The sequence below is a fragment of the Teichococcus deserti genome, from assembly GCF_001982615.1.
GTDB lineage: Bacteria > Pseudomonadota > Alphaproteobacteria > Acetobacterales > Acetobacteraceae > Pseudoroseomonas > Pseudoroseomonas deserti.
In genome coordinates, this window is the sequence record NZ_MLCO01000224.1 from 1 (window position 1) to 18,027 (window position 18,027).

General features: G+C 70.6%; 19 protein-coding genes. 13 read left to right on the plus strand and 6 right to left on the minus strand.

Going from position 1 to position 18,027, the window contains the following annotated elements:
* Window positions 1-88: 88 nt before the first annotated feature.
* From BKE38_RS33385 to BKE38_RS20870, 3 genes are all read left to right on the plus strand, one after another.
* Window positions 89-403 (plus strand): response regulator, encoded by a 315-nt coding sequence (locus BKE38_RS33385; RefSeq protein WP_242662515.1) that lies wholly within the window; start codon window positions 89-91, stop codon window positions 401-403.
* A 106-nt stretch (window positions 404-509) separates the two neighbouring features.
* Entirely contained in the window at window positions 510-761 is a 252-nt protein-coding gene (locus BKE38_RS33390) for a winged helix-turn-helix domain-containing protein (protein ID WP_242662516.1), read from the plus strand.
* A gap of 58 nt (window positions 762-819) precedes the next feature.
* The gene (locus BKE38_RS20870) at window positions 820-2,484 is read left to right on the plus strand and encodes a thiamine pyrophosphate-binding protein (RefSeq protein ID WP_076959173.1); all 1,665 of its coding nucleotides are present in this window, start codon (window positions 820-822) and stop codon (window positions 2,482-2,484) included.
* A gap of 50 nt (window positions 2,485-2,534) precedes the next feature.
* Here the strand turns inward: BKE38_RS20870 and BKE38_RS20875 are convergent, their stop codons facing one another.
* The gene (locus tag BKE38_RS20875) at window positions 2,535-3,518 is read right to left on the minus strand and encodes a Bug family tripartite tricarboxylate transporter substrate binding protein (protein WP_076959174.1); all 984 of its coding nucleotides are present in this window, start codon (window positions 3,516-3,518) and stop codon (window positions 2,535-2,537) included.
* A 447-nt stretch (window positions 3,519-3,965) separates the two neighbouring features.
* Here BKE38_RS20875 and BKE38_RS20880 point away from each other — a divergent pair, with 447 nt between their 5' ends.
* Window positions 3,966-5,564, plus strand: coding sequence for an ABC transporter substrate-binding protein (locus BKE38_RS20880; protein ID WP_076959175.1), 1,599 nt, complete (start codon window positions 3,966-3,968; stop codon window positions 5,562-5,564).
* Window positions 5,565-5,602: 38 nt separating this feature from the next.
* Here the strand turns inward: BKE38_RS20880 and BKE38_RS20885 are convergent, their stop codons facing one another.
* Window positions 5,603-7,171: an ABC transporter substrate-binding protein gene (locus BKE38_RS20885; protein WP_076959176.1), complete on the minus strand. Its 1,569-nt coding sequence runs from the start codon at window positions 7,169-7,171 to the stop codon at window positions 5,603-5,605.
* Window positions 7,172-7,368: 197 nt separating this feature from the next.
* Between BKE38_RS20885 and BKE38_RS20890 the strand changes: the two genes are divergently transcribed.
* The 3 genes from BKE38_RS20890 to BKE38_RS20900 all read left to right on the plus strand — a co-directional run bounded on the left by BKE38_RS20890 (window position 7,369) and on the right by BKE38_RS20900 (window position 8,850).
* Window positions 7,369-7,692, plus strand: coding sequence for a flagellar biosynthesis regulator FlaF (locus tag BKE38_RS20890; protein WP_076959177.1), 324 nt, complete (start codon window positions 7,369-7,371; stop codon window positions 7,690-7,692).
* A gap of 197 nt (window positions 7,693-7,889) precedes the next feature.
* The gene (locus tag BKE38_RS20895) at window positions 7,890-8,213 is read left to right on the plus strand and encodes a flagellar biosynthesis regulator FlaF (RefSeq protein ID WP_076959178.1); all 324 of its coding nucleotides are present in this window, start codon (window positions 7,890-7,892) and stop codon (window positions 8,211-8,213) included.
* 76 nt (window positions 8,214-8,289) lie between these two features.
* The gene (locus tag BKE38_RS20900; RefSeq protein ID WP_076959179.1) at window positions 8,290-8,850 is read left to right on the plus strand and encodes a YqhA family protein; all 561 of its coding nucleotides are present in this window, start codon (window positions 8,290-8,292) and stop codon (window positions 8,848-8,850) included.
* Between the two features lie 10 nt (window positions 8,851-8,860).
* Here the strand turns inward: BKE38_RS20900 and BKE38_RS20905 are convergent, their stop codons facing one another.
* Window positions 8,861-9,907 (minus strand): Ldh family oxidoreductase, encoded by a 1,047-nt coding sequence (locus BKE38_RS20905; protein WP_076959180.1) that lies wholly within the window; start codon window positions 9,905-9,907, stop codon window positions 8,861-8,863.
* Window positions 9,908-10,032: 125 nt separating this feature from the next.
* Between BKE38_RS20905 and BKE38_RS20910 the strand changes: the two genes are divergently transcribed.
* The 3 genes from BKE38_RS20910 (at window position 10,033) to BKE38_RS20920 (ending at window position 12,734) form a co-directional block, all read left to right on the plus strand.
* Window positions 10,033-10,752 (plus strand): GntR family transcriptional regulator, encoded by a 720-nt coding sequence (locus BKE38_RS20910; RefSeq protein WP_076959185.1) that lies wholly within the window; start codon window positions 10,033-10,035, stop codon window positions 10,750-10,752.
* Window positions 10,749-11,675: a dihydrodipicolinate synthase family protein gene (locus tag BKE38_RS20915; RefSeq protein ID WP_076959181.1), complete on the plus strand. Its 927-nt coding sequence runs from the start codon at window positions 10,749-10,751 to the stop codon at window positions 11,673-11,675. Before BKE38_RS20910 ends, BKE38_RS20915 begins: the two co-directional genes overlap by 4 nt.
* A 93-nt stretch (window positions 11,676-11,768) precedes the next feature.
* A complete protein-coding gene (locus BKE38_RS20920) occupies window positions 11,769-12,734 on the plus strand; it encodes a tripartite tricarboxylate transporter substrate binding protein (protein WP_076959182.1) in 966 nt (321 codons plus the stop codon).
* Here the strand turns inward: BKE38_RS20920 and BKE38_RS20925 are convergent.
* Complete coding sequence (locus tag BKE38_RS20925) at window positions 12,706-13,623, minus strand: dihydrodipicolinate synthase family protein (RefSeq protein ID WP_106409268.1); 918 nt, start codon at window positions 13,621-13,623, stop codon at window positions 12,706-12,708. The genes BKE38_RS20920 and BKE38_RS20925 overlap by 29 nt on opposite strands.
* A gap of 149 nt (window positions 13,624-13,772) precedes the next feature.
* Here BKE38_RS20925 and BKE38_RS20930 point away from each other — a divergent pair, with 149 nt between their 5' ends.
* Window positions 13,773-14,723, plus strand: a complete 951-nt coding sequence (locus BKE38_RS20930; protein ID WP_076959186.1) for a 2-hydroxyacid dehydrogenase — start codon at window positions 13,773-13,775, stop codon at window positions 14,721-14,723.
* A 52-nt stretch (window positions 14,724-14,775) separates the two neighbouring features.
* Here BKE38_RS20930 and BKE38_RS20935 read toward each other — a convergent pair whose 3' ends face one another.
* Complete coding sequence (locus BKE38_RS20935; RefSeq protein ID WP_076959184.1) at window positions 14,776-15,249, minus strand: GlcG/HbpS family heme-binding protein; 474 nt, start codon at window positions 15,247-15,249, stop codon at window positions 14,776-14,778.
* 98 nt (window positions 15,250-15,347) lie between these two features.
* Between BKE38_RS20935 and BKE38_RS20940 the strand changes: the two genes are divergently transcribed.
* Window positions 15,348-16,253 (plus strand): LysR family transcriptional regulator, encoded by a 906-nt coding sequence (locus tag BKE38_RS20940; RefSeq protein ID WP_242662517.1) that lies wholly within the window; start codon window positions 15,348-15,350, stop codon window positions 16,251-16,253.
* A gap of 52 nt (window positions 16,254-16,305) precedes the next feature.
* Here the strand turns inward: BKE38_RS20940 and BKE38_RS20945 are convergent, their stop codons facing one another.
* Window positions 16,306-17,304, minus strand: a complete 999-nt coding sequence (locus tag BKE38_RS20945; RefSeq protein ID WP_083747736.1) for a Bug family tripartite tricarboxylate transporter substrate binding protein — start codon at window positions 17,302-17,304, stop codon at window positions 16,306-16,308.
* A gap of 218 nt (window positions 17,305-17,522) precedes the next feature.
* Between BKE38_RS20945 and BKE38_RS20950 the strand changes: the two genes are divergently transcribed.
* Complete coding sequence (locus tag BKE38_RS20950) at window positions 17,523-17,852, plus strand: helix-turn-helix domain-containing protein (RefSeq protein ID WP_083747737.1); 330 nt, start codon at window positions 17,523-17,525, stop codon at window positions 17,850-17,852.
* The last annotated feature ends 175 nt before the right edge of the window (window positions 17,853-18,027 follow it).

Sequence of the window (18,027 nt, forward strand, 5' to 3'; positions counted from 1 at the left end):
CAGCACCGCCTCATCCTCCACCACCCACACCCTCATTCCTTTGTCCTCTCGCCCGCCCCTTCCCGGGACCGGGCGAGAGGACAAAGGAATGAGGGTGTGGGTGGTGGAGGATGAGGCGGTGCTGCGCGATGCGCAGGCCGTCGGCCTCGGCCTGCAGGGCTTCCGGCTGGAGACCGCCTCGCTGCGCCAGGAGGCCGAGGCCGCCCTGCTGGCCGGCGGCTTCGATGCCGTGCTGCTGGACAACATGCTGCCCGACGGCTCCGGGATGGAGCTGCTGCGGGCCGTCCGGCGCGCGGGCGACGCCACCCCGGTGCTGCTGCCGACCGCGCCGGACGGGGTGGAGAACCGCATCCAGGGCTCGACCTCGGCGCCGACGACTATCTGGAGAAGCTTTTCGGCCTGACCAAGGTCGCCGCCCGCCCGCGCGCCCTGTCGCGCCGCGCCCAGGGCCGGTCGCAGCCGGCGCTGCGCTGGGGTGGCTCACCCTGAACCCGGCGCAGCGCCAGGCTATGCCGGACGGGGCACCCCTCGCCCTCTCCCGCCAGGAATTCCCGCTGCTCGAGACCATGATGGAGCGGCCCACCCTGGTCCGTTCCCGCCCCGCGCGGGAAGAGATCCTCTATGGCTGGCAGGAGGCGGTGAAGAGCAACGCCATCGAGGCGCATGTCCACCACCTGCGCCAGAAACTCGGCTGCGGCGTGATCGAGACGCCGCGTGGCGCCGGCTATCGCGTGGAGCCCCAAGGCGGATCGACGGGCTGACACTCCGGCCGCCCCATGCTCCACTCCCGACCAAGAATCACGGGAGGGCGCGGAGAAAATGAGCGGCAGCTATACGGTCGGCGACCTGGTGGCCGAGTTCCTGGCGCGCATCGGCGTGCAGGACTGCTTCGGCATCGTCTCGGTGCACAACATCCCCATGCTGGACGCCATCGGCCGGCGCAACGCCATCCGCTACGTCATGGCGCGCAACGAGATGGGGGCGGCGCATATGGCCGACGCCTATGCCCGCGTCTCCAACGGGCTGGGCGTGGTCTTCAGCTCCACCGGCCCCGGCGCGGCCAATGCGGTGGGCGGCCTGGTCGAGGCCCGTTTCGGCGGCAGCCCGGTGCTGCACATCACCGGCCAGACCGCCACCCGCTTCGCCGGCCGCGACATGGGACCGGTGCATGACGTCCCCGGCCAGAGCGCCATGCTGGCCGCCGTCTGCAAGGCCCAGCTGCGCCTGCCCAACGCCGATGCCGCGCTGGGCTTCCTGATCCGCGCCGCCACCCTGGCCCTGACCCCGCCGCGCGGCCCGGTGACGCTGGAAATCCCCATCGACCTGCAGCGCGTCGTCATCCCGCGCCCGGCCGAGCTCGACAGCCTGACCCTGCCGATCCCCGCCCCCCTGGCCCCGGACGAGGCCGCCCTCGACGCCCTGGCCGACCTGCTGGCAAAGGCGAGGCGGCCGATGCTCTGGCTCGGCAACGGCGCCAAGGCGGCGGGCGCGGGGGCCCGGGCGATGCTCGATCTCGGCTTCGGCGTGGTCAGCTCCTGGAACGGCCGCGGCACCGTGCCGGAGGACCACCCCATGTCCTTCGCCGCCCTGCACGGCAACGGCGCCCCCCGCATCGAGGCCTTCTACCAGACCGTCGACGCCATGCTGGTGGTGGGGTCGCGGCTGCGCGGCCATGAGACGCTGGATTTCTCGCTGAAGCTGCCCCGCCCGCTCTACCAGGTGGACATCGACCCCGGTGCGCAGAGCCGCAGCTACGTCACCGACTTCTTCCTGAACGCCGATGCCGAGCTGGCCCTCCAGGGCCTGGCGCAACGCCTGAAGGGTCGGATCAGCCTCGACCCCGGCTACGCCCAGGACTTCACCGACACCAAGCAGAAGGCCATCGCCGACTACAAGGACACCCTGGGCCCCTATGCCGGCTTCCCCGAGGCCGTGCGCTCTGCCCTGCCCCGCGACGCCCTCTGGGTCCGCGACATCACCCTGAACAACAGCAGCTGGGGCAACCGCATCATGCCGGTCTATGGCCCGCATGATTCCGTCCACCCCGTCGGCGCCGCCATCGGCCCCGGCCTGCCCCTCGGCATCGGCGCGGCGCTCGCCGGGCGCGGCCGCAAGGCGGTCGCCATGGTCGGCGACGGCGGCTTCGCCATGAACATGGCCGAGCTCTTCACCGCGGCGCAGGAAAACCTGGAGCTGGTGGTGCTGCTGATGAACGACCGCGGCTACGGCGTCATCAAGCACATCCAGGGCGCGCTGCAGGAAGGGCGGATGTTCTTCGGCGACCTCATGGGGCCGGATTTCCAGCAGCTGGCCAAGCTGGCCGGCATGCCCGCCTTCAAGGTCTCCCGCGCCGACGATCTGCAAGCCACGCTGCAAAAAGCCTGCGAGACCCCGGGGCCCTCCCTCGTCGAGGTCGACATGCACGCGATCGGGCCATTTCCGCCCTACGCGCCCTACAACAACCTCGGGATCTATAAAAAGTAAGACTGGAGGGAGAAAGAATTCTCCCTCCAGACCTCCCTCATCTTTTTTTGTCAGTCAGCCTTGATCCCTGCCTCGACCGAAATCTTCTGCCACCGCTCGCTATCCGCGGTCACCCAGCGCGCCAAATCTTCCGTCGGCACCGCCAAAGGATCGACGAAAGCCCGCTGCAGCCGCTCCGTCGTCTGCGGCGTGCGCGTCGCCAGCAGCGCTTTCTGCAACGCAGAGAAAATCGGCGCCGGGGTGCGCGTCGGCACGAACAGCCCGAACCAGATGCCCAGCTCGTAATCCTTGACGCCCGCCTCGCGCAGCGTCGGCACATCCGGCAGCGCCGAGGCCCGCCGCGTCGTCGTCACCCCCAGCGGCCGCAACGCCCCGCCGCGGATATGCGCCGTCGAGGTCGCCGTCGTGTCGAAGCAGAAATCGACGTCGTTCGCCAACATCGACGCCACCAGCGGCGAGGAGCCGCGATACGGCACATGCGTCGCCTCGATCCCCGCCGCCTTCAGGAACACCACCGCCGACAGATGCGACGAGCTGCCATTGCCGACCGAGCCATAGACCAGCGGCTTCGCCCGCGCCTCGGCCACGAACTCGGGCAACGTCGTCGCCGCCACCCGCTTCGGCGCAACCGAAAGGACGTTGGCGACCTCGCCGATCGTCGCCAGGCAGGCGAAGTCGCGCGCGGCATCGACGCCCGAGCCTTTGTACATCACCGGGTTGACGCCGAACATCGCGGTGGTGCCGAACAGGATGGTGTGGCCATCGGCCTCGGCCTGCATCGCCGCCTGGGTGCCGATATTGCCGCCCGCCCCGGCGCGGTTCTCCACCACCACCGACTGGCCCAGCTCCGCCCCCAGCGGCTCGGCGACGATGCGGCCGACGATGTCGTTCACGCCCCCCGGCGGATAGGTGACGATCAGCCGCACCGGCCGGCTCGGCTTCCAGCCTTCCGCCCGCACCAGCGCGGGCGCGGCCAGCAGGCCTCCACCCAAAGCTCCCGCTCCCAGGGCGAGCGCCCCTCGTCTTGCGATCATGTCCTGGCCCTGCTCGTGTTTTGTCCCGCCGATCTGCGCCGGCGGCGATCGAAGCTTAGACCCCGCCGTCAGGCCCTGCCAACGCTCCGCCGCGCCCCGCGGCGCCACCCCCGAGCGGCAGCACGGCGTATTTTCCCCGATCGAACTTTTTTCAATCGTCTTTTAAGCGGCAAGGCCCTGCCGACACCAAGTGCCAGCCGCGCTTTCCAGCCCCTTCCCGGCCAAAACTGCACGAAAATTCAACGTGGAACCATTGCCGGCGTGATGGAACTAGCTAAGGTCTCGCCACGGCATCAGGCCCCGTCCCGCCCCCGCGACGACTGCGCGGCCCTGTGTCATACTTCACCCAGCACGGTCGCGCCGCGGCACCCCCGCGGCCGGCCTCGTCACCACCACCACCGGCCCGCCTGCAAGGCCGGGACAACGTCCAGATGAGGATCCCAGATCATGGCCTCCCGTCGTTCCTTCCTGGCTGGCGCCGCCGCGCTCTCGGCCGCGCCGATGCTGCCCTCCGCTCCCGCCATCGCCCAGGGCAACGCGGCGCACACGCTGCGCTTCATCCCCCAGGCCGACGTGACCGTGCTGGATCCGCTGAGCACCACCTCCTATGCGGTGCGCAACCACGGCCATCTGTGCTGGGACACGCTCTACGGCCTGGACATCAACTTCCGCCCGCAGCCGCAGCTGGCCGAGGGCCATGCGGTCGAGGATGACGGCAAGCGCTGGACTTTCACGCTCCGCGACGGCCCGACCTTCCATGATGGCGAGAAGATCCGCGCCCAGGATGCCGTGGCCTCGATCAAGCGCTGGATGACCCGCGACACCCACGGCCAGACCCTCGCCGCGCGGCTCGACGAGATCGCGGTCCTCGACGACCGCCGCTTCGTCCTGCGGCTGAAGCGCCCCTTCGGCGCGATGCTGGACGCGCTGGGCAAGTCCTCCTCCTACCCCTGCTTCATCTATCCCGAGCGCTTCGCCAACACCCCGGCGACCACCCCGCTGAAGGAGGTGGTCGGCAGCGGCCCCTATCGCTTCGTCGCCAATGAATGGCAGTCGGGCAGCCAGGTCATCTACCAGAAGTACGACCGCTACGTGCCCTCGCCCGTCGGCGCCCCCGCCGTCACCGCCGGCCCGAAGATCGCCGGCTTCGAGCGGCTGGAATGGCGCATCATCATGGATCCGGCGACCGCCGGCGCCGCGCTGCAGTCCGGCGAGGTCGACTGGTGGGAGCGTGTCGCCCCCGACCTGCGCGACATCCTGGGCCGCCGCCGCGACGTCGTCGTCGACCGCGTCGAGACCAACGGCACCGTCGCCATGCTGCGCCCCAACCACCTGACGGCGCCCTTCAACGACCCGGCGGTGCGCCGCGCCATCTGGCCGGCGCTGACCCAGTCCGATTTCATGAACTCGATCTTCAGCGACCGCAGCCTGTGGAAGGACGGGCTGGGCGCCTTCCCGCTCGGCACCACCTTCGCCAGCGATGAGGGCATGTCGGCCATCACCAGCCCGCGCAACCTGGACGCGGCCCGCAAGGCCCTGGCCGCCACCGGCAAGGCCGGCGCCCGCACCGTGGTGCTGCATCCGGGCGACCAGATCAACAACAGCGCGCTCACCACCGTCGCCACCGACATGCTGAAGAAGGTCGGGCTGGCGGCCGAGGACGCCGTCTCCGACTGGGGCACCATGCTGCAGCGCCGCGCCAAGAAGGAGCCGCTGGAGCAGGGCGGCTGGAGCGCGGTGGTCGTCCTCTTCGGCGGCGAGGACCTGGCCAATCCGGGCGGCCATCCCCTGCTGCGCACCAACGGCCAGGATGCCTGGTTCGGCTGGCCCAGCAGCACCGAGATCGAGGGCCTGCGCGACGCCTGGTTCGAGGCGCCGAATGTCGAGACCCAGAAGGAAATCTGCCGCAAGATCCAGGCGAAGTTCTTCGAGGAGGTGCCCTACTACCCGCTCGGCCAGTATTTCGTGGATTGCGCCTATCGCCGCAACCTGAAGGTCGAGCGCCGCGGCCTGTCGATCCCGCTGAACGCCCGCCGCGAGGCTTGATGTCAAGGTGGGGGAGCCTCCTTGGGCTCCCCCGTCCGCTACTTCAGCGCGATGCCCCAAAACGTCGAGAAGCCGGGCTGCGGGTCGGACATCCGGCTGCCGCGATAGGCGGTGCGCGCCATCAGCTGCCCCAGCGGCAGATAGGGCAGGTCGACGAAAGCCTGCCGCTGCATCTCCGCCGCCAGTCTTTTCTGCTCGGCTTCCTCGCCGCTGCGCATCCATTGGTCGCGCATGGATTCCAGCGCCGCGCTTTCCGGCCAGCCGCGCCCCTGGCCATTCGCCCGGATCGAGGCGTTCACCGCCGGGTCCAGCTGGTCCAGCCCCGACCAGAAGGTGCAGAAGATGCTCCAGCCGCCCTGCTTGACCGGGTCCGGCCGGTTGATCCGCGACAGCGTCGAGCCCCAGTCCAGCGCCTGGTAGTCGACGTTGAAGCCGATGCGGGAAAGCAGGTCGGCCGCGACATCGGCCAGCGCCTTCAGGGTCGGCAGGTCGGTCGGCGCCAGCACCACGATGCGCTGGCCCTTGTAGCCGGCCTCGACCAGCACCCGCTTCGCCGCCTCCAGGTCGCGCGGGGCGTTCAGCGCCGCCATGCCGGCATCGCTCGCCATCGGCGTGCCCGGGCAGAAGAAGCCGACGCCGTCATGCCAGGACTCCGGCGCGTCGCCGGCGCTGGCCTGCATGAAGTCGGATTGCCGCAGCGCCGGCAGGATCGCCCGCCGCACCGCCGGATCGTTGAAAGGCGGCTGCCGGTGGTTCAGCCGCATGCAGCCGATGAAGCCGGTGCGCTCCATCACCGCCACGCGGATCTGCCGGTCGCGCGCCAGCAGCGGCAACTGGTCGAAGGTCGGCGCCTCCCACCAATCGACCTCGCCGGCCCTGAGCGCCGAGGCCGCCGTCGCCGGATCGGGCAGCACCTGCCATTCGACGCGCTCGATCGAGGCGCGCTTGCCGCCGGCGGTGAAGCTCGGCGCCTCGGCCCGCGGCTGGTAGGCGTCGTTGCGGGCATAGGCGACGCGGGCGCCGGCCAATTGCTCCGCGGCCAGGAAGCGGAACGGCCCGCTGCCCACCATCTCGCGCACCTGCTGGAAGGGATCGGTCTGCGCCAGCCGTTCCGGCATGACGACGCAGACCGGCGAGCCCGGCTTGCCCAAGGCATAGCGCAGCAGCGGAAATTTTTCTTTCAGGCGAAAGACGATGGTGCGGTCGTCCGCCGCCTCGAGCGACGCCGTCGCCGCCAGCAGCGATTGCCCCAGCCCGTCCCGCGCGCCCCAGCGCCGGATCGAGGCGACGCAGTCCCGCGCCAGCACCGGCGCGCCGTCATGGAAGCGCAGGCCGTCCCGTAGCCGCAGCCGCCAGGTCAGGCCATCGGCCTCGACCGTGTCGCCCTCCAGCATCTGCGGCCGGATGCGGTACTCGGCATCCATGCCGTAGAGCGTGTCGAAGACCATCATGGCGTGGTTGCGCGTCACATAGGCGGCGGTCCAGACCGGGTCGAGCACGGCCAGGTCGGCCTGCGGCACGAAGCGCAGCGGCGTCGCGGCCCGGGCCAGGCGGGGCGCGGACAGGCCCAGGGGCGCGGCCAGCACCAGGCGGCGGGAGAGGCTCATGGCGGGCGCTCCTTCAGTCATGCGCCCGGGCATCAATCCCTCTCTGTCATCGGCTTGTCAAAGCGCGGCCGCGGCCGTGGCGAGGCGCCCTATAAAAATTGCGTGGAGGCACCTCGTTTACCACTGCGAAAGGAAGCTCCCGCAATAGTGAGCCCACGCCAGACACGGCGCCACCGACGCAACCGCAGGACGCAGCCATGACCCTCTCCATCGCCCCCGCCGCCGCCACCGCCCGCGCCAACGAAGCCGCTGCTTTCGAGAAGGTGCTGGGTTTGCTAGCCGCGGCGCATCGCGGTGGCGAAGCGGCCCGCGCCCAGGCGCTGCGCATGAACGACAAGCTGTGGAGCGCCATCCTGCAGGCGGTCGGCAACGCCGAGAGCGCCCTGGCCTTGCCGATGCGCCAGGGCCTGGCCGCCCTGGGCGTCTCCGTCCTGCGCGAGCAGGGCCGCGCCCAGCCCAACCTAGATCTGCTGATCGCCATCAACCAGCGCGTCCTCGCCGGCCTCGCCACCCGCCACTGATCTTCTTTCGACCTACGTCCTGCACCTTGCCCCGGGGCATCACGCCTCGGGGCTTTTTTCATGTCCGCAGGCTGGCGCTGGAAAATTCCCGATAAAAAATGCGTGGAGGCACAGCGTTTACCGCCGTGAAAGGAAGCTCCCGCAATAGTGAGCCCACGCCAAACACGGCGCCACGAACACAAACGCAGGACGCAGCCATGACCCTCTCCATCGCCCCCGCCGCCGCCACCGCCCGCGCCAACGAAGCCGCTGCCTTCGAGAAGGTGCTGGTTCTGCTGGCCGCGGCGCATCGCGGTGGCGAGGCGGCCCGGGCCCAAGCGCTGCGCATGAACGACAAGCTGTGGACCGCCATCCTGCAGGCGGTCGGCAACGCCGAGAGCGCCCTGGCCCTGCCGATGCGCCAGGGCCTGGCTGCCCTGGGTGTCTCGGTGCTCCGCGAGCAGGGCCGCGCCCAACCGAACCTGGATCTGCTGATCGCCATCAACCAGCGCGTCCTGGCCGGCCTCGCCACCCGCCACTGAGCATCCATCGCGCGGGCGCCCTGGAACCAAAAGCCCCGCCCGAGCATTGCCGTCTCGCCGCAGCGGGACCCCGGACATGCTCACCCTGATCGACAAGGCCATGCTGGCCAGCCGCCACATCCTGACGGTGTTCTTCCTCGGGCTGGTGGTCGCCCTCGGGCTCTACGCGCTCCGCTTCGTCACCAAGCTCTGGGACTATGCCTGGAAGCTGTTTTCGATGCCGGAGAATGACGACCTGCTCGAACTGCTGCACATGGCGGATTCCGCGTTGGTCGCGTCGATGGTCGCCATGGTCGCCATCTCTTCCTATGACAGCCTGGTCTCGCGGCTGAAGGAGGATGCGGCCGCCCAGCGGATGCACTGGGTGGGCGGGCTCGACACCGGCAACCTGAAGCTGAAGCTGGCCACCAGCATCGTCGCCATCTCCTCGATCCAGCTGCTGCAGATGTTCCTGCGCCCCGGCGGCTATGACGACCGCGAGACCATGTGGGCGCTGATCATCCACGGCACCTTCCTGGCCGGCGCGCTGACGCTGGGCCTGCTGGAGCGGCTCGGCGCCAGCCGCGAGGGCGCCGACGACGAGCGCAAGGAGGTGCACAACCCCCACCCCAAGGAGGTCCGGCAGGAGAAGGAGTGATCCCTCCGCCTCAGGGCAGCAGGAGAAAGGGCGCGCCGGAGTCGCGGCAGACTTCCCTCACTTCCTCGATCAGGGCTGGCGTCATCGGGATGCCGGAGACGCTGCGCTCGGCGAAGGCGGCATATTCCGGATCGCCGGGCACCAGCACCTTCTGGCTCGCATCGGCCGGGGTCGTCGCCCGCATCCGGTCCGTCAGCGTGTCGAGCTCGGCGCGGAAGTCTCCGGCATCCCGGAAGGCGCCGGGGTCGAGGACGAGAAAAAAGTGGCCTGTGATGCGGTCCTCGGCCGAGGCGCCGGTCAGTGTGGCGCAGAGGATTTCCACCATCAGCGCCAGGCCATAGCCCTTGTGGCCGCCCAGCGTCCGGGTGCCGCCCAGCGGCGCCAGCAGCTTGGTCTCGGCGGCGACAGCGGAGTCATGCTCCGGCGTGCCTTCGGTGGTCAGCGCCCAGCCGTCGGGCAGCCGCTTGCCGGCGCGGCGGGCGATCGAGACCTTGCCATAGGCGACCGTCGTCGTCGCCATGTCGAGCGAGACCGGCGGATGCCGCTCGCCCGGCGCCGAGAAGGCGATCGGATTGGTGCCCAGCTGCGGCTGCCGCCCGAAGACCGGCACCAGGAAGGGGGTGAAGGCATTGGTCAGCGACAGGCCGATCAGCCCTTCATAGGCGGCCATCTGCGCGTAATACCCCGCCGCGCCGTAATGGTTGGAGCCGCAGACGCCGACCACGCCGACGCCGGTCTCCTTCGCCTTCGCCATGGCCAGCCGCATCGCCAGCAGCGCCGCGGTGTGGCCGATGCTGTGATGCGCATCGACCAGAGCCGTCGAGGGCCGCTCCTGCCGGATGCTCGGCACCGCCTTCGGGTCGAGCTCGCCGCTGGCGAAGAAGCGCTGGTAGTGCGGCAGCATGCCGATGCCATGCGAATCGACGCCGCGCAGGTCCGTGTCGACCATGACCTCGGCGGCCTCCTCAACGGCCTTCAGGGCCATGCCCCATTGCGTGAAGACGGCGACGATCTGCCGGCGCAGCAGCGGCGCGGCGACCAACGGCAGGCTGTCCATGGCGCGGACCTTTCTGTTCCCGAATTCCTTCCCCTTTCATCGGCCCGAAGCGCGGGCCTGTCCATGGGACCTCGCCTGCCATGTGCTATTGCAGTTTATCCCCAGGCACTGCTATGGCAGTGGCCATGTCCAGCGCGCCCGCTCTCGCCGCCTTTGCCTCCGACGACCTTCTGTCCGTTGCCGACCGGGCCTATCGCCGGCTGCGGGACGCGATCGTCGACGGGTCGCTGGCCGGCGGCGCCCGGGTCTCGGAACGGTCGCTGGCGCTGCAGCTCGGCATTTCCGCCCAGCCGGTGCGCGAGGCGCTGCGCCGTCTCGAGGCCGAGGGCATGGTCATCACCAGCCCGCGCCGCGGCACCCTGGTCGCCGAATTCGGCCCCGAGCGGCTGGCCGAGATGGGGCTGGTGCGCATCGCCCTCGAAGGCGCCGCCGCCGCGCTCGCCGCCCGCCGCGCCACGCCTGCCGATATCGCGGCGCTGCGCCAGCAGCTGAGGGAAATGGCGCCGGCGACGGCGGCGCGCGACATCGTCACGCTGGCGGCGGCCAATGAGCGCTTCCACGACCTGGTCGACGGCATCGCCGGCAACAGCCTGGTCGGGCGCTCGCTGCAGGCGATCCGCGCCTATGACCATTTCGGCCGGCTGCGCGCGCTGCGCAGCTCGCCCCGCGAGCCGGCCATCGCCTTGCGCGAGCATGCCGGCATCGTCGCCGCCATCCGCCGCGGCGCGCCGAAGCAGGCGGAGGCGCGGATGCGCGCCCATGTCGAACGATCGCTGGTGGCCAGCAGCATCCTTCGCGCCGACGGCACCAGCGATCCCATCAAGCCCGAGGAAACCCAAAGATGAGCATCGACCCGAAGCTGCAGAAAGCGCTGGGCGGCATTTCCGGCATCCTGGTGACGCCCTTCAACCCCGATGAATCCCTGGCCCTGCCGAAGCTGAAGCCGGTGGTGGACCGCGCGGTGAAGGCCGGCGTCCATGTGCTGGTCGCCAACGGCAATACCAGCGAGTTCTACGGCATGACCACGGCCGAGGCCGAGGCCGCCGTGCATGCCGCCGCCGAGCAGGTGGCCGGGCGGGTGCCGCTGCTGGCCGGCGTCGGCCGCAGCATCAACGACGCGGTGGCCCTGGCCCGCGCCTCGCGCGCCGCCGGCGCCAGCGCGCTGATGGTGCACCAGCCCCCCGACCCCTTCGTCAGCCCGCGCGGTGTTCTGGCCTATGTCCAGCGCATCGCCGAGGCCGGCCAGGGGCTGCCGGTCGTGCTGTATCTGCGCGATGACGGCATCGGCAATGACAACATCATCGCGCTGTGCCAGATCCCTGGCGTGGTCGGGGTGAAGTGGGCCGCCCCCACCCCGCTGCGGCTGGGCGAAATCATCCGCGCCACCCGCGGCAGCGGCATCGCCTGGATCGGCGGGCTGGCCGAAACCTGGGCGCCACCCTTCTATGCCGTCGGCGCCCGCGGCTACACCTCCGGCCTGATCAATGTCTGGCCCGAGCACAGCGTCGCCATCCACACGGCGCTGGAGGCCGGCGACTATCCCCGCGCCGCGCAGCTGATCGAGACCATGTCGGCCTTCGAGGCGCTGCGCGCGGAAGAGCGCAACGGCACCAATGTCTCCGTCGTCAAGGCGGCGCTGCAGATGCTGGGCGATGATTGCGGCCCGACCCGGCCGCCTTCCGCCTGGCCGCTGACGCCGAAGGCCGAGGCCGAGCTGCGCCGCCGCCTGACCGAATGGGGCCTGATCCGCGCCGCCGCGGCCGAATAGTTTTTTCAGTTTGCCGGGCGGCCGTTGGCCGCCCGGCGCGTCCCGCCGTGCCTTGCCGTGCCTGCCAAGAACGAAGAATCAGGGAAGAAAACGATGGAAAGAATCACCCGCCGCGCGGCGCTCGCCGCGCCCCTGGCGCTGGCTGCCCTGTCTTCCGCCCGCGCCCAGCCTGCCTGGCCCGCCGCCTCGGTCCGCATCATCGTCCCCTATTCGCCCGGCGGCGCCTCCGACATCGCCGCCCGCCTGCTGGGCGAGCGGCTGACCCCGCTCTGGGGCCAGTCGGTGGTGGTGGAGAACCGCACCGGCGCCAACGGCATCATCGGCACCGATGTCGTGGCGAAATCCGCGCCCGACGGGCTGAACCTGGCTTTCGTCTCGGTCAACCACGCGGTGAACGCGGCGCTCTACACCACGCCTTTCGACACGCTCAAAGACTTCTCCGTCCTCAGCCTGATCTATTCGGTGCCGCTGGTGCTGGTGGCCGCCGCCGATTTCCCGGCCAACACGGTGGCCGAGCTGATGGCCATGGTGAAGGCCAAGCCGGGCGAAATCACCTTCGCCGGCACCGGCGGCGCGGTGCATCTGGCGGCCGAAATGTTCGCGCATCGGGCCGGCGGCGCGATGACCCAGGTGCCCTATCGCGGCAGCACCGCGGCCCATCCCGACCTGATGGCGCGGCGCGTCGACGTCATGTTCGACACCCTGCCAGCGGTGCTGGGCCATGTGCAGGGCGGCAAGCTGAAGGCCATCGCCATCACCAGCGCTGAGCGCTCGGCCGTGCTGCCGAACCTGCCGACCATCGCCGAATCCGGCCTGCCCGGCTTCGAGGCTGCGACCTGGGGCGCCATCATCGGCCCGGCGAAGCTGCCGCCCGCCATCGCCGCGAAAATTTCGGCCGATGCCAATGCGCAGCTGCAGGTGCCGGCGCTGCGCGAGCGGCTGGTGGCGCTGGGCGCCACCCCGGTCGGCACCACGCCGGAGGTCGCCCAGACCTTCGTCCGCGACGAAGTCGCCAAGTGGCAGGCCGTCGTCACCCAGGCCGGCATCCAGAAGCAGTAGCGTACGACAGGCCGGCGGCTTGCAGCGCCGCCGCCACGTCCTTCCGCGCCTCGCCCTGCAGCGGCAGGATAGGGCGCGGCGGCGCCTTGTCGGCGAGGCCCAGGATGTCCGCCGCCGCATAGACGCAGCGCAGGCTGGTGTGGCGGCGGAACACCGCCCAGAGCGGCTGCAGCCGGTCATCCGCCTGCCGCGCCTCGGCCGCGCGGCCTTCCTTCGCCGCCCGCGTGATCGCCAGGCAGGGCTCGGGGAACAGGCCGCCGGCGACGCTGTACCAGGCGGCGGCGCCGGCCAGCAGCGCCTCGGCCGCGTTCCAGTCGCCGCTGACGCCGACCGAGAAATCATCCGGCACGCCCGCCTTCAGCGTCGCCAAATGCGCGGCCACCGCATCGGCCGCCGGCGCCAGCCCCTTCACCGCTACCACCTTGGGCAGCTGCGACAGCCGTCCCACCAGCGCCGGGCTGAAGCTGAAATGCGTGGTGCCGGGATTGTCGTAGATCACCAGCGGCAGGTCGCTCGCCGCCGCCACCGCCTGGAAGTGAGAAAAGACCTCGTCGTCCAGCAGCGGCGTGTAGGAGACCGGGGCCAGCAGCCCGGCGCGGGCGCCGGCGGCGAAGGCGTCGCGGGCCAGGGCCACGGCCTCGTCGGTGCGCAGCGCGCCGATGCCGGCCAGCACGGGGATGTCGCCGGCCAGGGCCACCGCCTGCTCGATCGCGCCGCGCCGCTCGGCCCGCGACAGATAGGGGTAGGAGCCGGTGCTGCCCAGCAGCCCGATGGAATCGACGCGCGCCGTGACCAGACGCTGCAGCAGCCGGCCAAGACCGGCCTGGTCAACGCGCCCCTCGGCATCAGCGGGGGTGATGGGAAAAGCAGAGAGTCCCTGGAGCAGCATGGCGGTCATCTTCCGGGTCGGAATGGCGGGCGGAAGTGGCATAGCATGTTTTTCGGATCAGCGACAAAAATCTGGTCCAGTCGGGCCGGACTTGAGGCAGAAGCCTGGCCATGCTGCATTGCAGCGATTCCTGCCCCGAGATGTGCCCGATGAAGCCTGTGATTCTGACCGCCATGGCGGCCCCCGCCCGCCTGCTGCAGATGCTGGAGCCACATTTTTCCGTCTTGCCGCCGCTGTCGGCGCCGGTGCCGGAAGCCGTGCCGCCGGAGGCGCGCGACGCCCGCGTGCTGATCACCCTGGGCGGCATCAAGACCAGCGCGTCCCTGATCGAGGCGCTGCCGCAGCTCGGCCTGATCGCCTGCTACGGCACCGGCTACGAGAATGTCGACCGCGTCGCCGCCGCTGCGCGCGGCATCAAGGTGACCAATGCGGCCGATGCCAATGCCGCCGCCGTCGCCGAATTCGCCATGGGCCTGGCTCTGGCCGCCACCCGCGACATCCTGCGCGGCGATGCCTGGCTGCGCGCCGGCAATTGGCAGAACAAGGCGATCGAGCGCCTGCCGCTGGCCCGCGGCCTGCTCGGCCGCCGCATAGGCATTTTTGGTCTTGGCGCCATCGGTGTCGAGATCGCGACGCGGGCGCGCGCCTTCGGCATGGAGGTCGGCTACCACAACCGCCGCCCGCGCGCCGACCTGCCTTACACCTATATCGACAGCCTGAAGGGCCTGGCCGAATGGTCGGACCTGCTGATGGTCGCCGTCCGTGCCAGCGCCCAGACCGAGCATGCCGTCAGCACCGAGGTGCTGGAGGCGCTGGGCCCCGACGGCGTGCTGGTCAATATCTCCCGCGGCAGCGTGGTCGACGAGGCGGCGCTGATCGCCGCGCTGGACGGCCAGAAGATCGCCGGTGCAGCGCTCGATGTCTTCGAGCATGAGCCGAAGATCCCGGCGCGGCTGATGGAATTTCCGAATGTCGTGCTGACGCCGCATATCGCGGCGCTGGCCCTGACCGCGCAGCAGGCGCAGCAGCAATTGATGGCCGACAATATCTTCGCGTATTTCGCCGGCCAGCCGCTGCTGTCGGAAGTGCCGGCGCCTTAAGAAGAGGCAAGCCTGGAGCAGGAGGGTTTCGCACCCCCCCGCCCCGCGCGCCTCACTTCGGCGCGGCGGCCAGGCCCGCCTGGGCGATGGCCTCGTCATGCTGCGGCGTGTCGGCCGAGACGCCGATGCCCCCCACCACCTGTCCGCCCACCGTGATCGGCAGCCCGCCGCGCATCGGCGTGAAGCCGCGCGCGGTGATGACGGCCGGGCGGTTGCCGTTGATGGCATCCTCCAGCACGCCGGTCGGGCGGCGGAACAGGGCGGCGGTGCGCGCCTTGCCCGGGGCCAGCTCGACGCCGGCCGGCACCATCGCCTGGTCCATGCGCAGCAGCAGCAGCGGCAGCCCGGCATCGTCGGTGATGGCGATGACGGCGGGCCAGCCCTCGGCGCGCGCCTTGGCCTCGGCGGCGGCGGCGATGCTGCGCGCAGCCTCCAGCGTCAGATAGGGTTTTTGCGGCAGGTCGGCGGCGAAAGCGGTGGTGCTGGCCAGGGCCAGGGCGGCGCCGAGGGCGATGCGCTTGATCATCGGGGAGATACTCCGGCAGGGGTTGCGCCCTTGAAACTGGGGAGCGCGGCCGCAACGGTCCATTGCCGGGACGCGTTGAAACAATTAGGCAGGACCTCATGAAGCCCGGCATCGAGCTGCGTCACCTGCGCTATTTCCTGGCCCTGGCCGAGGCGCTGCATTTCACCCGCGCCGCCACCGCCCTCGGCATCGCGCCGCCGACCCTGTCGGTGCAGATCCGCGAGCTGGAAACCTTCCTGTCGGCCGAACTCTTCAGGCGGGCGCAGCGGACGGTGCGATTGACCCCCGCCGGCGAGGCCTTCCGCGCCGAGGCCCAGGCCACCATCGACCAGTTCGAGCGCACCGAAAGCGTCGGCCGCCGCGCCGGACGGGGCGAGCTCGGCCGCATCGAGCTCGGCTATGTCGGCTCGGCGGCCTATGGCGGGGTGCTGCAGGACCAGGTGGCCCGCTTCCGCGCCCGCCACCCCGCCGTCGAGCTCAATTGCCGCGAGCATCCGATGGAGGCCATGCCGCGGATGCTCGACGAAGGCCGGCTCGACATCGCCTTCATCCGCCCGCCGCTGCCGCTGCCCCCTGGCCTGCGCAGCCATGTCCTGCTGCGCGACTTCTTTTGCCTCGCCCTGCCGGAGGCGCATCCGCTGGCGGCCGGCGACGGTCCCGTCGCGGCGCGCGCTCTGGCAAAGGAAGGTTTTCTGCTGCCCGAGCAGGCGCTGGGCACCGAGGCGATCGGCCGCCGCGGCCGCTTCGCCCCGCGCATCCTGGGCCGGCCGGGCAGCCTGATGGAGGTGCTGACCGCCGTCTCGCTCGGCCATGGCCTGGCGGTGGTGCCCAGCGTCCTGGTCGCCGTCGTCCGCCTGCCCGGCATCCGCTTCCGCGCGCTGGGCGGTGCGGCGATCGCCTCCGAGATCGCCGCCGCCTTCCGCCGGCACGAGCGCTCGCCCGCGGCGCGGCTGCTGATCCGCCAGATCGCCGAGACGACCGAGCGGATCGCCCCGCCGATCTAGTCTGAGGCAGTGATCCACGCCTTTCGGCGAAGCCGCCTCAGGCGATCACGGGCTAGTTTGGCGTGATGTTCGCCGCGCGCACCAGCGGCTCCCATTTCGCCATCTCGGCGGCCAGCCACTGGGCAGCAGTGTCGGGCGTGGTGTCGCTGCGCGGCTCCATGGTCATCTCGTCGACGCGGCGGCGCATGCGCTCGTCGCCCATCACCTTGTTCGCCGCCTGGTTCAGCCGGCGGACGATCGGCGCCGGCGTGCCGGCGGGGGCGAAGAGCATGTGCCAGGTATAGGCCTCGTAGCCCGGCAGGCCGGATTCATTGAAGGTCGGCACGTCGGGCAGCTGCGGCATGCGCTTCGACGAGCTGATGGCCAGGCCGCGCGTCGCGCCGCGCTGCACGCTGGCGACGCCGTCGGAGGCGACGTTCAGCATCATCGACAGATTGCCGTTCAGCAGGTCGGGCATGGCCGGCGCCGAGCCGCGATAGGGCACGTGGTTGACCTTCAGCCCGCCCGCCTGGTGCAGGAACAGCTCGGTCGCCAGATGCACCGCGCCGCCATTGCCGGAGCTGCCGTAGTTGTACTTGCCCGGGTCGCGCTGGAACATCTGCACCAGCTCGCGCAGGTTCTCGGCCGGGACCTCCTTGTTGACCATCAGCAGCATCGGGATGACGCCGACGAGGGCCACCGGCTGGAAGTCGCGCACCGGATCGAAGCTGAGATTGGCGAAGAGCGGCCGCAGCACCGAATGCGCCACGGTGCTGTAGAGGAAGGTGCTGCCGTCCTTCGGCGCCTTGGCCACCGCCTCGGTGCCGACCACCACGCCCGAGCCGGTGCGGTTCTCGACGATGAAGCGCTGGCTCAGCTCGGCCGACAGGGCATCGGCCACCAGCCGCGCCATGACATCGGTCGGGCCGCCGGCGGCGAAGGGGCAGATGATGCGGACCGGTCCGCTGGGCCAGCTCTCCGGTGCCCGGCTTTCCTGGCTGTGGGCCATGGATGGCAGCAGCGGCGCGGCCGCGGCGGCGCCCAACAGGCTGCGACGATGGATCAAGGACATGCGCTTCCTCCCGATGCTTGCTGCATCTTGCGAGGAAGTCTTCCATCGCTGTCGTTCCGGAACAACCCTTAACCGGAATCAACCCGCGCGTGCCCTGGAAAATCATTGCGCAACCGGGCGGCGGGATCGGTCATCGCAGTTCTGTGTGCTGCATGCGGCTTGCGGCACTGCAGAATATATCCGATGTGCAGCGCCACACAGCGGCGGGAACAGCGACGATGTCCAGCGTGACAAAGCTGCCTGACCAGAATGGACGGCCGGGACGTGAGTCGGGGCGCGAGCCTGGCCTGGCCGTGCCGACCCCGGTTCCGGCCGGCGGACCGGTCGCAGGCCGCGGCGTCGTGCTGCGCGAGGCCCGCTTCAGCGCGGCCCTGGTCGCCCGCATCCGCCGGCGACTGGGCCTGACCCAGGGCGACTTCGCCGAGCGCTACAGCATCCCGCTCCGGCTGCTGCGTCGCTGGGAAGCGGCCGAGCTCTGGCCCGACAGCCAGGCCCTGGCCTATCTGCGCGCCATCGCGCGCGAGCCCGCGCCGCACCGCGAGGGCTGAGCGCCCCCGCGGTCTTCTCTTTCCGAGTCAGCGCCCGCGGGAGGGCGGACGCGGGCCACCACGGCCGCCGCCGCCATGCACGCCGCCATGCACGCCGCCACCGGGCGGCGGACCGCGCCGCGCATCATGGCCACGCCCCGGCGCCCGGCCAGTGCCGCCCGGATGCCCACCCGGA